Annotated in this window: 14 protein-coding genes; 4 read left to right on the top strand and 10 right to left on the bottom strand. The window is 70.4% G+C overall.

The window, feature by feature from the left end; all coding sequences use genetic code 11:
• Nucleotides 1-6: 6 nt before the first annotated feature.
• Entirely contained in the window at nucleotides 7-366 is a 360-nt protein-coding gene (locus tag ACTWJ8_RS22645; RefSeq protein ID WP_007383963.1) for an NADH-quinone oxidoreductase subunit A, read from the bottom strand.
• 710 nt (nucleotides 367-1,076) lie between these two features.
• Here ACTWJ8_RS22645 and ACTWJ8_RS22640 point away from each other — a divergent pair.
• Entirely contained in the window at nucleotides 1,077-1,910 is an 834-nt protein-coding gene (locus ACTWJ8_RS22640; RefSeq protein ID WP_356375118.1) for a C40 family peptidase, read from the top strand.
• Between the two features lie 188 nt (nucleotides 1,911-2,098).
• Here ACTWJ8_RS22640 and ACTWJ8_RS22635 read toward each other — a convergent pair whose 3' ends face one another.
• Nucleotides 2,099-2,419 (bottom strand): putative quinol monooxygenase, encoded by a 321-nt coding sequence (locus ACTWJ8_RS22635; RefSeq protein WP_356375121.1) that lies wholly within the window; start codon nucleotides 2,417-2,419, stop codon nucleotides 2,099-2,101.
• A 74-nt stretch (nucleotides 2,420-2,493) separates the two neighbouring features.
• Complete coding sequence (locus ACTWJ8_RS22630) at nucleotides 2,494-3,786, bottom strand: geranylgeranyl reductase family protein (RefSeq protein WP_356375124.1); 1,293 nt, start codon at nucleotides 3,784-3,786, stop codon at nucleotides 2,494-2,496.
• Nucleotides 3,787-3,882: 96 nt separating this feature from the next.
• Here ACTWJ8_RS22630 and ACTWJ8_RS22625 point away from each other — a divergent pair, with 96 nt between their 5' ends.
• Nucleotides 3,883-4,386, top strand: coding sequence for a GNAT family N-acetyltransferase (locus tag ACTWJ8_RS22625; RefSeq protein WP_356375126.1), 504 nt, complete (start codon nucleotides 3,883-3,885; stop codon nucleotides 4,384-4,386).
• A 119-nt stretch (nucleotides 4,387-4,505) separates the two neighbouring features.
• Nucleotides 4,506-4,853 (top strand): PASTA domain-containing protein, encoded by a 348-nt coding sequence (locus ACTWJ8_RS22620; protein WP_356375948.1) that lies wholly within the window; start codon nucleotides 4,506-4,508, stop codon nucleotides 4,851-4,853.
• 12 nt (nucleotides 4,854-4,865) lie between these two features.
• On the opposite strand, the gene ACTWJ8_RS22615 is transcribed toward ACTWJ8_RS22620, so the two are convergent.
• From ACTWJ8_RS22615 to ACTWJ8_RS22590, 6 genes are all read right to left on the bottom strand, one after another.
• Nucleotides 4,866-5,561, bottom strand: a complete 696-nt coding sequence (locus tag ACTWJ8_RS22615; protein WP_356375129.1) for a demethylmenaquinone methyltransferase — start codon at nucleotides 5,559-5,561, stop codon at nucleotides 4,866-4,868.
• Between the two features lie 66 nt (nucleotides 5,562-5,627).
• On the bottom strand, nucleotides 5,628-6,224 hold the full coding sequence (locus ACTWJ8_RS22610; RefSeq protein ID WP_356375132.1) for an imidazolonepropionase-like domain-containing protein: 597 nt from the start codon (nucleotides 6,222-6,224) through the stop codon (nucleotides 5,628-5,630).
• Between the two features lie 7 nt (nucleotides 6,225-6,231).
• Complete coding sequence (gene mqnC / locus ACTWJ8_RS22605; protein ID WP_356375135.1) at nucleotides 6,232-7,431, bottom strand: cyclic dehypoxanthinyl futalosine synthase; 1,200 nt, start codon at nucleotides 7,429-7,431, stop codon at nucleotides 6,232-6,234.
• A gap of 78 nt (nucleotides 7,432-7,509) precedes the next feature.
• Nucleotides 7,510-8,196 (bottom strand): prepilin peptidase, encoded by a 687-nt coding sequence (locus ACTWJ8_RS22600; protein WP_443260132.1) that lies wholly within the window; start codon nucleotides 8,194-8,196, stop codon nucleotides 7,510-7,512.
• 3 nt (nucleotides 8,197-8,199) lie between these two features.
• Nucleotides 8,200-9,858 (bottom strand): protein kinase domain-containing protein, encoded by a 1,659-nt coding sequence (locus ACTWJ8_RS22595; RefSeq protein WP_443260131.1) that lies wholly within the window; start codon nucleotides 9,856-9,858, stop codon nucleotides 8,200-8,202.
• A 226-nt stretch (nucleotides 9,859-10,084) separates the two neighbouring features.
• Nucleotides 10,085-10,936 (bottom strand): menaquinone biosynthetic enzyme MqnA/MqnD family protein, encoded by an 852-nt coding sequence (locus ACTWJ8_RS22590; RefSeq protein WP_356375951.1) that lies wholly within the window; start codon nucleotides 10,934-10,936, stop codon nucleotides 10,085-10,087.
• 312 nt (nucleotides 10,937-11,248) lie between these two features.
• On the opposite strand from ACTWJ8_RS22590, the gene ACTWJ8_RS22585 reads away from it, so the two are divergent.
• A complete protein-coding gene (locus tag ACTWJ8_RS22585; protein ID WP_093718378.1) occupies nucleotides 11,249-11,452 on the top strand; it encodes a cold-shock protein in 204 nt (67 codons plus the stop codon).
• 197 nt (nucleotides 11,453-11,649) lie between these two features.
• Here the strand turns inward: ACTWJ8_RS22585 and ACTWJ8_RS22580 are convergent, their stop codons facing one another.
• On the bottom strand, nucleotides 11,650-12,096 hold the full coding sequence (locus tag ACTWJ8_RS22580) for a DUF2000 domain-containing protein (RefSeq protein WP_356375145.1): 447 nt from the start codon (nucleotides 12,094-12,096) through the stop codon (nucleotides 11,650-11,652).
• Between the last annotated feature and the right edge of the window lie 8 nt (nucleotides 12,097-12,104).

Here is a 12,104-nt window from a genome sequence, read left to right as displayed (position 1 = left end):
CGGGGTTCAGTCCCATTCCAGGCCGCCGCGCCGCCATACGTACGCGTACGCGACGAAGACGGTGAGCACGAAGAGCAGCATCTCTACGAGCCCGAACACCCCCAGGGCGTCGAAGGTGACGGCCCAGGGGTAGAGGAAGACGATCTCGATGTCGAAGACGATGAAGAGCATCGCCGTCAGGTAGTACTTGATGGGGAAGCGCCCGCCGCCGGCCGGCGTGGGGGTGGGCTCGATGCCGCACTCGTACGCTTCGAGCTTGGCCCGGTTGTACCGCTTTGGACCGATAAGCGTGGCCATGACCACGGAGAAGATCGCAAAGCCTGCCCCGAGGGCTCCCAGTACGAGGATGGGCGCATAGGCGTTCACCGCTCCTCGCTCCTCTCAGTCGGCGCTGACTGCTGGCGGTTGCACGAGCTCGCGGCCCCTCCCCCCACATCCGCGAACGGTCGAAGATCGCTTACATGTGAAGCGGGTCACAAGCCCAACTTGCCCCGCATCCTATGCCTGCAACTCTGTGATCTGCGACACGGGGTGCGCCAACTACTTTGTGATCTCCACCACCTGACGAAGGATCATGAAGTCGGATGAGCGGTGATCTTCACACGCGAAGCACCTGAGTGATCACCAGAGGTGACAACTCGGCCGGTTACCGCTGGTCGGAGGGGTGCACGCACTATCAAGGCGTGGACACTGCAAGCAAATTGGCGCTGGACACGCCTGGCTGATAGTGGACGCCGTTCACACCTTGGAGGGAGATATGTGAACGGGAGTGGACGCGAGATGTGTTCGCCGGGTGTGCACCGCACCCCCTAGGGGTCCACTTGTGACCTGCGTCACGCATCAGTCACACCGTCAGAAACCGGGCTTGGCCAACGGCCTCAACGGGTGGTAGGCGCCGGGCAATTCGGGCGTATTGCTGAAAACCCATGCTCAGGGCCTCGTCGAGGGCTGTCCAAATTGCCCGTTACGGCGTCAATAAAGCCTGTGCGGCCCCGGTTTCGGCCGCCCGCTCCACAACTGTGGCGCACCACACGTTTCTTGAAGGGATCGGGGAGGCCCTGATACCGGTTGGTCTCATGTCCCACACCGCTCACATACCCAGCCACCGGAAGCCCCGTCGCAGCGCCTCGAAGATGGCCCTGCGCGCCGGAGTTACCGGTGGCGTCCTCAGCACCCTGGCAGTCGCTGGTGCGGCTGGTTCGGCCAACGCCGCCGAGCCGGTGACGCAGACCATCGAGATGCCCACGCTCACCGCCGACCTCTCCTCCCAGGTCGCCCAGTCCGCGGACGCCACCCAGCAGGCCGCGGCGAACTACCAGATCCAGGCCGAGCGCGACGCCGCGTTCGACAAGGCCGCGGACCAGGCGAAGAAGGACCAGGTCGCCGCCGAGAAGAAGGCCGAGGCGAAGGCGAAGGCCGAAGCCAAGGCCAAGGCTGAGGCCAAGGCGAAGCGTGAGGCCGCCGAGAAGGCCGCCGCCTCCCGCTCCAGCGAGCGCACCACCCTGGCGTCCACCGCCGCGTCGACCTCCTCCTCCGAGGCCCCCGCGCCGGCCAGCGGTTCCGCCGCCGCCATCGTGTCGTTCGTGAAGTCGCACATCGGTGACGCCTACGTGTCCGGTGGCACGGGCCCCAGCTCCTGGGACTGCTCGGGCCTGGTCCAGGCCGCGTACAAGCAGGCCGGTGTCGACCTGCCGCGCGTCTCGCAGGACCAGTCGACGCAGGGCACCCAGGTCGGCCTCGACAACCTGCAGCCCGGCGACATCCTCTACTGGGGCAGCGCGGGCAGCGCCTACCACGTGGCGATCTACGTGGGCGGTGGCAACTTCGTGGGCGCGCAGAACTCCTCGACCGGTGTCGTCGAGAAGCCGCTCTCCTACGACCAGCCGACCGGCGCGGTGCGCGTGCTCTGAGCGCTCCCCGAGCGTTCTGCGAGGTTTCTGTGAACCTCAGGGCCCTCCGGGGCTCCGCGGCCGACTGAGGGCCGCACACGGCCGCCTGACGCCCCCTGAGGGACGAAGGCGACAAACAGTGGCATACGCCGAAGGCCGCCGCTCCCCTCCACGGGGTGCGGCGGCCTTCGGCGTGTACGGAATCCGGACTACTGGGCCAGTTCGCCCATTTCGCCCCAGCCCGTGTTCGGGATGTCGGCGTTGATGATCTCCGGGGTGGAGGCGATGAGCGGCTTCATGGTCTCGAGGCCGGCCTTGAAGTGGTCCGAGCCGACGTGGACGGCGCCCGCGTCGCCGTCCCGGAAGCCCTCGAGGAGCACGAACTGGTTGGGGTCCTCGACGCTGCGGGACCAGTCGAAGAAGAGGTTGCCCTCCTCGGCGCGGGTGGCCGCGGTGAACGCGGCGGTCTTCTCCAGCCACGAGTCTGCGTACTCGGGGCGGACGGTGAACTTCACGGCGATGAAAATCATGGATCCACCCTCCCCCGAGCCGCCCGGCCCGGCAAAGTCGGGGCCGGGCGGAAGCACCGGGAAGCGGGTCCGGGTCAGGCCTTCGGGGCGACCTTGCTCAGCCCGTTGATGACACGGTCCATCGCGTCGCCGCCGGTCGGGTCCGTCAGGTTCGCGAGCATCTTCAGCGTGAACTTCATCAGCATCGGGTGGGTCAGACCGCGCTGCGTCGCGATCTTCATGACCTTCGGGTTGCCGATGAGCTTCACGAAGGCGCGGCCCATCGTGTAGTAGCCGCCGTAGGTGTCCTTGAGGACCTTCGGGTAGCGCTGCAGGGCCAGTTCGCGCTGGGCGTCGCCCGCGCGCGCGTGGGCCTGCACGATGACGTCGGCCGCGATCTGGCCGGACTCCATGGCGTACGCGATGCCCTCGCCGTTGAACGGATTGACCAGGCCGCCCGCGTCACCGACCAGGAGCAGGCCCTTGGTGTAGTGCGGCTGGCGGTTGAAGGCCATCGGGAGGGCGGCGCCGCGGATCGGCATCGTCATGTTGTCCGGCGTGAAGCCCCAGTCCTCGGGCATCGAGGCGCACCAGGCCTTCAGCACCTCGCGCCAGTCCAACTCGCGGAAGGCCTTCGACGAGTTGAGGATGCCGAGGCCGACGTTGGACGTGCCGTCGCCCATGCCGAACACCCAGCCGTAGCCGGGCAGCAGGCGGTCCTCGGCGCCGCGCCTGTCCCACAGCTCCAGCCACGACTCCAGGTAGTCGTCGTCGTGCCGGGGCGATGTGAAGTACGTGCGGACGGCGACGCCCATCGGGCGGTCCTCGCGGCGGTGCAGGCCCATCGCGAGGGAGAGGCGGGTGGAGTTGCCGTCGGCGGCGACCACGAGCGGGGCGTGGAAGGTGACCGGGGTCTTCTCCTCGCCGAGCTTCGCGTGCACGCCGGTGATGCGGCCGGTGCGCTCGTCGATGATCGGGGCGCCGACATTGCAGCGCTCGTACAGGCGGGCGCCCGCCTTCTGCGCCTGCCGGGCGAGCTGCTCGTCGAAGTCGTCGCGCTTGCGAACGAGCCCGTAGTCCGGGTACGAGGCGAGCTCGGGCCAGTCGAGCTGGAGGCGGACGCCGCCGCCGATGATGCGCAGCCCCTTGTTGCGCAGCCAGCCGGCCTCCTCGGAGATGTCGATGCCCATGGAGACGAGCTGCTTGGTGGCGCGCGGGGTGAGACCGTCGCCGCAGACCTTCTCGCGCGGGAACGCCGTCTTCTCCAGAAGGAGGACGTCGAGGCCGGCCTTGGCGAGGTAGTAGGCGGTCGTCGAACCGGCTGGTCCGGCCCCGACGACGATCACGTCCGCGCTGTGCTCGGAGAGGGGCTTGGGCTGCTCGGTCACGGCGGGTTCTCCCCAGGCTCGAAAACGGTGTGCCGTCCGGCACGGACATGGGCAGTCTATTCAGCGGTACCGATCACTCAGCCGAAGGGCCAGCCCATGAGTCGAGTTCTGCCCGCAGTGGATCTCCGCGTCCCCACCCATGAGGACGCGCTGGCCTGGCACCGGGTGTTCGACGACCCGGACGTCATGGAGTTCCACGGAGGCGCGTCGGCGGAGCTCTCCGTGTACGACGAGCTGACCGCGCGGCAGCGCAGGCACGAGGCGGAGCTCGGGTTCTGCCTGTGGACGATGACCGACGGGGCGGGGGACGTCATCGGGTTCACGGGCGCGCAGCCCTGGCCGCGGCCCTGGGGCCCGGTCGGCGAGATAGAGATCGGCTGGCGGCTCGGGCGCGCGTACTGGGGCAAGGGGTACGCGACGGTGGCCGGGCAGGTGACGATCGAGCGGGTCAGGGCCGCCGGAGTCCCCTCCGTCGTCGCGATGGTCGACTCGCGCAACGAGCGGTCGATCGCGGTGACGCGGCGCCTCGGCATGGAGCTGGCCGAGACGTTCGTGACGCCCACGGGGCGGCAGGGGCACTGCTTCCGTCTGGAGTTCTGACCGGGGCGCGGGGCCCGCCGCGGAGCGCCGACCCGGACCTTCCGGACACCACATCCCGGGGGCTACCCTTCCGGTACCTCCTGGGGGTGACATCTGTGGTGAAGACACCCAAGACGCCCATGACGCCGGACGGCGAACCGCCCGACGTGCCCGTGCCGAAGCTCGTCGGCCTGATGGCGGTCGACGCGCGGCAGTCGGCGCACGAGCACGGGGTGCTGATCGCGGCGGCCGACCGGGACGACTTCGACCGGGTGGCGGTGGAGTACGTGGTGCGCCAGTACCCGCTGCCCGGCGTCCTGGTGCCCAAGGACGCCGTCGTCACCGTGTGGTTCGACTTCGGCGCGGGCGAGGGTGGCGGCGGCGCGGGCGTGCGGGTGCCGCGGACGCCGGGGCCGCGGGGCGGTGGCATGCGGCGGGAGCTGGACGAGCCCGGGTGGCCGGACTCGCTCGCGCTCAGGCGGGGTTGAGGCGCCCGGAGGTCACGCCTTCTTGTAGCCGCGGTGCAGCGTGACGATGCCGCCGGTGAGGTTCCGCCACGCCACGCGCTGCCAGCCGGCGTCCTGGAGCTTCGCGGCCAGCTCGGACTGCGTCGGCCAGGCGCGGATCGACTCGGCGAGATAGACGTACGCGTCCGGGTTGGAGGACACCGCGCGGGCGACCGGCGGCAGGGCGCGCATCAGGTACTCGGTGTAGACGGTGCGGAACGGGGCCCACGTCGGGTGGCTGAACTCGCAGATGACGACGCGGCCGCCGGGCTTCGTGACGCGGTGCAGCTCGCGCAGCGCCTGCGCGGTGTCCTGGATGTTGCGCAGGCCGAAGGAGATGGTGACGGCGTCGAACGTGTCGTCCTTGAACGGCAGTTTCGTGCCGTCGCCCGCGGTGAACGGCATCCAGGGGTGGCGCTGCTTGCCCACACGGAGCATGCCGAGGGAGAAGTCGCAGGGCACGACGTAGGCGCCGGCCTGGACGAAGGGCTGCGAGGACGTGGCGGTGCCGGCCGCGAGGTCGAGGATCTTCTGCGCGGGGCGGGCGTCGACGGCCTTGGCGACCTCCTTGCGCCACAGCCGGGCCTGTCCCAGGGACAGCACGTCGTTGGTGAGGTCGTACTTCTCCGCCACGTCGTCGAACATCGAGGCGACTTCGTGGGGCTGCTTGTCCAGGGATGCACGGGTCACGTGGTCATTCTGGCACCCGGCCCCGCAGCTCCATCGCCGCAGGGGCACGATTCGCCGCGCCGCGGGTCAACGCCCCCGGTACACCAGCCGCCCACCGACCACCGTCGCCACGCACGTCGACGCGCCCTTGGCCACCAGTTCGGCGCGGTCCGCCACGTCGAACACCGCGAAGCGGGCCGGTCCGGACACCGTGAGAGCGGGGAGCAGGACCAGGGGCTTCGGGGAGAGCGACACCGGCCCCGGCAGCCCCTCGGGCCGGGCGGCGAAGACCAGCCCCGACCGCTGCGCCACGTCGAGGACCGCCTTGGCGCGGAGCTCGCCCGCGAGCGCCACCGTCCCGTGCGCGAACAGCCGCTGCACCCCGCGCCGCGCGCTCGCGCCGAGCCGCGACGGGTCCGCGCGGAAGATCTCCCGCGCGCGCTCGCCGCCGATCGGAGCGGTGCCGTACGTGTCCGCCTCCCGGGGGTCCGGGTGGTACGTGTGCTCGAGGATCTCGGGACCGTACGGGTTGAGGAGGCCCGGGGTGAGGATGCCGGGCCAGCGGCGCACCCGCGCCTGCGGGTGCGCGTCGGTCAGCTCCTCGTACGGGCCGAGCGCCGTGATCGTCTCGCCCTCGACGAGGACGGCCGAACCGTCGGCCTCGGTGACGTGAAGGGTCGCCAAGACGGGCTCAGTTGGTGGAGACGAGCTTCAGCTCGGGGTGAGCCGTCCCGCCGTCGATCGCGGTCGACGAGATGTGCGAGGTGACGCGGTCGTCGACGGGGTCGTTCGCCGGGTCGTCGTGCACGACGAGGTGCTCGTACGTCGTGGCGCGCTGCGCGGGGACGCGGCCCGCCTTGCGGATCAGCTCGATGATCTCCATGCGGTTGGAGCGGTGCTTGGCACCGGCCGAGGAGACCACGTTCTCCTCCAGCATGATCGAGCCGAGGTCGTCGGCGCCGTAGTGCAGGGAGAGCTGGCCGACCTCCTTGCCGGTGGTCAGCCAGGAGCCCTGGATGTGCTGGACGTTGTCCAGGAAGATCCGGGCGATCGCGATCATCCGCAGGTACTCGAAGAGCGTCGCCTGCGTGCGGCCCTTCAGGTGGTTGTTCTCCGGCTGGTACGTGTACGGGATGAACGCGCGGAAGCCGCCCGTGCGGTCCTGTACGTCGCGGATCATGCGCAGGTGCTCGATGCGCTCGGCGTTGGTCTCGCCGGTGCCCATCAGCATGGTCGACGTGGACTCGACGCCCAGGTTGTGGGCCGTCTCCATGATCTCCAGCCAGCGCTCGCCGGACTCCTTGAGGGGCGCGATGGCCTTGCGGGGGCGCTCGGGCAGCAGCTCCGCGCCGGCTCCCGCGAAGGAGTCGAGGCCCGCGGCGTGGATGCGCTGGATCGCCTCCTCGACCGACACCTTGGAGATGCGGGCCATGTGCTCGACCTCGGAGGCGCCGAGGCTGTGGATGACGAGCTGCGGGAACTCCTTCTTGATGGCCCCGAAGTGCTTCTCGTAGTACTCGACGCCGTAGTCGGGGTGGTGCCCGCCCTGGAACATGATCTGCGTGCCGCCCAGCTCGACGGTCTCCTGGCAGCGCCGCAGGATGTCGTCGAGGTCGCGGGACCAGCCCTTCTTGGTGTCCTTGGGGGCCGCGTAGAAGGCACAGAACTTGCACGCCGTGACGCACACGTTCGTGTAGTTGATGTTCCGCTCGATGATGTACGTCGCGATGTGCTCGATGCCCGCGTACTTGCGGCGGCGGATCGCGTCGGCGGCGGCGCCGAGCGCGTGCAGCGGGGCGTCGCGGTACAGGGCGACGGCCTCCTCCGGGGTGACCCGCCCACCGGCGGCGGCGCGGTCGAGGACGGACTGAAGCGCGGCCTTCTCGGTCACCGGGCGAGCCCCTTTCGGAGGATTCTGACGAGTCCGAGCTGGAATCTCGACGAGTCTGAGCTGAAATCTCAGCGTACGTCAGGCCCCCAGGCCACCCAGCAGAACCCCCGCGAGGGCGCCCAGAATCATGAAGGGGCCGAACGGGATCTCGCTCTTGCGGCCCGCCCGCCGCGCGACCACGAGCACCAGGGCGTACAGGCCGTTGAGGAGCACCCCGGCGAACACGCCCAGGAACAGCACGCCCCAGCCGTACCAGCCGAGCGCCGCGCCGAGCCCCACCGCGAGCTTCACGTCGCCGAAGCCCATGCCCTTCGGATAGGCGAGGAGCAGGAGCAGGTAGAAGCCGCCCATCCCCAGGGCGCCCCACAGGCTTCCGGGCCAGGATCCGCCGGCCTCGGGCAGCAGCGCCGCCCCGCCGAGGCCGAGCACGGCGAGCAGCGCGAGCGGCAGCGTGAGCACGTCGGGGAGCCGGTGCACCGCGAAGTCGACGGTGGCGAGGAGCACGCCGAGCGGCGCGAGCAGCAGCCAGACGGCGAGTTCGGGACGGGAGCCGGTGGCCGCGGCGAGCAGCGCGCAGGTCCCCGCGGTGACGGCGGCGGGCCCGGCCGCCCGCGGCCCGGGCGACGCGCCCAGCCAGCCGCGCGCGGACCGCCACTCCTCCCCCGGTTCGACGGAGAGCCGGTACGCGGGCCGGGGCAGCAGCGCCCCGGCGAGTGCGCCCCACAGGGCGGCGACCAGGACGATGAGCAGGGATGAGACGCCCACGTCCTAGTTCTCCATGCGCTTGAGGTGGGCCACCGGGTCGCCCGCGTCCGGGTAGACGGACGTATAGGTGAGGCCCTTGCCGTCCTTGGTGAGCCGCACGGTGTGGGCGCCCTTCGCGCAGGCGCCGGGGTTGTCGGGGGACGCCTTGCCGTCGGCGACCAGCACCTTGCCGTTCGCGGACTTCAGGGTCAGGACGTCGACGCACCTCAGGAGGCCCAGCGGGTCCGTGGAGTGCACCGTGCCGACCTGCTTGCCGACGTCGGCCTGCTTCAGGTCGACGCGGAAGGTGCCGCCGTCCAGGCCCGCCTGTTTCACGGGGCCCTTCCAGTGGCCGACGTAGAAGTCGGGCACGGTCCGCGCGGCGGCCGGCGGGCGGGCGCTGTCGCTCTGGGCGCCGCCGCCCTCTTCGCCGCCCGACATGAGGGTGAACATGACGACTCCGCCGACGGTGACCGCGGCGAACGAGCCCGCCACGGCGAGCGCGACCGTGCAGCTGACGCGGCGGCCCCGGCCGCTCGGGGCGTCGCGGGTCGAGGTCGCCGACACGGACACGGAGAGCCGGCCCGGCGCGGCGTCCTCCTTGGGTGCGTCAGTCGGCGCCGCAGTGGGCGCCCCTTCCGTACGAGGCGTGGGCACCTCCCCGTACGACGGATCGGGCGGGCCGAAGACGCCGGCGGGGGCCGAACTCCCGGTGACGGCGGGGCTGCTGAAGTCCATCGGCCCGGAGTGCGGGACACCGGCGGCGCCCGCCGGCTCCTGCTCGGGAGCTCCCTCCAGGTCGAGCAGCCGCACCGCGCCGCGCGAGACCTCCTCGACCAGCGGCCCCGGCAGCCAACCCGCCCGCACGAGCGCTGCCGCGCCCTCCGGCGCGAGCCGCCGCGCGACCTCCTCGGGGGCGGGCCGGGCGGCCGGGTCCTTCGCGAGGCAGGCCGCGGCGACCGCGCGCAGCTCGCCGGTGAGCGAGCCGAGGTCGGGCTCCTCGTGGACGACCTTGTAGAGCAGCGCGGCCGACGAGTCGCCGGGGAAGGGCGACTCCCCCACCGCCGCGAACACCAGGACCGCGCCAAGGGAGAAGACGTCGGCGGCGCCCGTGACGCCCTTGCCGAGGATCTGCTCGGGCGACATGTAGCCGGGCGAGCCGATGGAGACGCCGGTGGAGGTGAGGGAGGCCGTGCCGTCGGTGGCGCGCGCGATCCCGAAGTCGATGAGCCGCGGCCCGTCGAGCGTGAGCAGCACGTTCGAGGGTTTGACGTCGCGGTGGACGAGGCCGAGGCCGTGCACCGCCGTGAGCGCCTCGGCGAGCCCCGCGCCCAGGACCCGTACCGAGTGCTCGGGCAGGCCCCCGCTCGTGGCGGCGGCCTGGGTGAGGGAGGGGCCCGCGACGTATCCGGTGGCCACCCACGGCACGTCGGCGTCCGGGTCGGCGTCGAGCACGGGGGCGGTCCAGGTGCCGCCGACGCGGCGGGCGGCCTGCACCTCGCGCCGGAAGCGGGCCCTGAACTCGTCGTCGAGCGCGAAGTGCGGGTGGACGACCTTCACGGCGACCGTGCGGCCGCCCGCGCTGCGGCCCAGGTAGACGCGGCCCATGCCGCCCGAGCCGATCCGGCCGAGCAACCGGTAGGGCCCCACCGCGGTGGGTTCGCCGGTCTGAAGCGGCTGCATGATGCGGACCTCCCCCAATGTGCACGCACGCCCCAGCAGCGTAGCCCCGCACATCGCCCGCGCACACGGCCCGGAACGCCCCGCGGGCCGGGCCCCGAACACCCTGCGGGCCGGGGCCGCGGATCGCGTCGAATCACCGCGTTTTCATGCGGAATTCACCCGGGCGTCGCGGAATTCCCGTACGAAAGCGGCGGGAATCCCGTGACGCCGGGCAACCGGGGTGAATTCAGGGGGTCAGCAGCTCGACCCGGACATCCGCGGGAAATCCCGTCGTGGGACCGACCCGGCGCGCGAACTCCGTGACGCCCTCCAGCTGATCGGGGCCGAAGCGGAAGTCGAGCGTCGTGAAGTACTCCTCGAGGATCCTCTCGTCGAAGACCTCCCAGCGGGCCGCCTGCTCGGAGACCTTGGCGACCTCCTCCAGGGACAGGTCGCGCGAGGCCAGGAACGCCTCGTGGACCTTCCGGGTGATCTCCGGCTCGCGCTCCACGTAGTCCTTGCGCGCCGCCCACACCGCGAAGACGAACGGGAGGCCCGTCCACTCCTTCCACAGCGCGCCCAGGTCGTGGACCTGGAGGCCGAGCCGCGGGGCATCGTGCAGATTGGCCCGCAGCGCCGCGTCGCCGATGAGCACGGCCGCCTCGGCGTCCTGCATCATCAGGCCGAGGTCCGGCGGGCACGTGTAGTAGTCCGGCTGTACGCCGAAGCGCTCGGCCAGCAGCAGCTGCGCCAGCCTGACCGACGTACGGGAGGTGGACCCGAGGGCCACCCGGCGGCCGTCGAGCCGGTCGAGGGGGACCTGCGAGACGATCACGCAGGACATCACGGGGCCGTCGCAGCCCACGGCGAGGTCGGGAAAGGCGACGAGGTCGTCGGCCGCCTTGAGGAATTCGACGAGGGTGATCGGACCGATGTCGAGGTCACCGTTCACCAGTTGCTCGCTCAACTTCTCCGGCGTGTCCTTCGTCAGCTCGAAGTCCAGGAGCGAGCCCGTCCTGGCAAGTCCCCAGTACAGAGGCATGCAGTTCAGGAACTGGATGTGGCCCACTCGCGGACGAGTGCGCCGCGCGGCCTTCAGGGTCTCGGGAGAATTGTCCACATCGCGAGACTAAACCCCATGGGGTACGGTGCAGGATCCCGGGTCCGGCACGGCGCCGGTCAACCCTCCACGAGCTCTCGTCAAACCTGTGGGTGACGTGATCTTGACCTCTATCGCTTTCGGCTGCCCGCGTGCTAGGCTCGCCGCAAGTTGCAGTTTGGTTTCCCTTGCAGTACAGAGCCTGCGGAGCATGTGACCGCGGGCTCTCGTCATTTTCAGACTTATGCAGTTGTTCGAAAGCGCATTTGCAGGTTCTGGAGCAGGGCAACCCTTTGGCCCATGGGAGGGCTTATGGCTACCGGAACCGTTAAGTGGTTCAACGCTGAAAAGGGCTTTGGCTTCATCGCCCAGGAAGGCGGCGGCCCCGACGTCTTCGTCCACTACTCCGCGATCAACGCGAACGGCTTCCGCTCCCTCGAGGAGAACCAGGCCGTGTCCTTCGACGTCACGCAGGGCCCGAAGGGCCCGCAGGCGGAGAATGTCACCGCTCTCTAAGTCCTTCGCGATCGCACGGTGGATGCCGTGACCCGATCCGGAACCTAGCGCAGTACCCAAGGAGCCCCGCGCCTTTCGGCGGCGGGGCTCCTGCCTTTCTCCGCCACGTGTATTCGGCACACGTTTTCCGCACGTGGCGGCAATTTCATGCATTGGCCATTTTGTGTATCGGCCACGCTTTCTGTGGGGCCCGTGCACTACGGGTGCATACGGGCGCCCTTGAGGATCTTGTCGACGGCGTTGCGGGGGCCGTGCACCGCGAGGCCGACCAGGTCGAGTTCCGCGGTGGCGACGGCGCGGACGGCGGCCCTGTTGTCGGTGTCGTTGCCCGTCGCGAACAGGTCCGACGTGAAGATCGCGCGCGGTACGGCCCGGCGCAGCGCCCGCTCGTGGGCGGTCTTCAGGAGGGCCTTGTCGCCCTCGAACACCAGGACGGGCTGGCGGAACATCGGCAGGTACGGGGTGGCGTCCGCGTCCTCGTACGGTTCGCCGATCACCTCGGGCTGCTGGGTGCCGAGACCACTGACGAGGAACGCCGTCACGTTCAGGCGCTGCCAGGTCTCCAGGTCGTCCCGGAGCAGTACGGCGATCTTGGTGTCGAAGCGGACGGGTGGCGGGGTGGCGGTGGTGGTCTCGGTGCTCATGCCTTGAG

This window comes from Streptomyces sp. SDT5-1 (assembly GCF_052245995.1).
In the GTDB taxonomy this organism is placed as follows: domain Bacteria; phylum Actinomycetota; class Actinomycetes; order Streptomycetales; family Streptomycetaceae; genus Streptomyces.
This window is presented reverse-complemented; position numbering and strand designations above follow the sequence as displayed.

Excerpts from the sequence above, each read along its gene's own strand:
- ACTWJ8_RS22595 (WP_443260131.1), bottom strand. The coding sequence starts at position 9,858 with ATGCAGCCGCTTCAGACCGGCGAACCCACCGCGGTGGGGCCCTACCGG.
- ACTWJ8_RS22580 (WP_356375145.1), bottom strand. The coding sequence starts at position 12,096 with ATGAGCACCGAGACCACCACCGCCACCCCGCCACCCGTCCGCTTCGAC.
- ACTWJ8_RS22585 (WP_093718378.1), top strand. The coding sequence starts at position 11,249 with ATGGCTACCGGAACCGTTAAGTGGTTCAACGCTGAAAAGGGCTTTGGC.
- ACTWJ8_RS22635 (WP_356375121.1), bottom strand. The coding sequence starts at position 2,419 with ATGATTTTCATCGCCGTGAAGTTCACCGTCCGCCCCGAGTACGCAGAC.
- ACTWJ8_RS22625 (WP_356375126.1), top strand. The coding sequence starts at position 3,883 with ATGAGTCGAGTTCTGCCCGCAGTGGATCTCCGCGTCCCCACCCATGAG.
- ACTWJ8_RS22620 (WP_356375948.1), top strand. The coding sequence starts at position 4,506 with ATGACGCCGGACGGCGAACCGCCCGACGTGCCCGTGCCGAAGCTCGTC.
- ACTWJ8_RS22640 (WP_356375118.1), top strand. The coding sequence starts at position 1,077 with ATGTCCCACACCGCTCACATACCCAGCCACCGGAAGCCCCGTCGCAGC.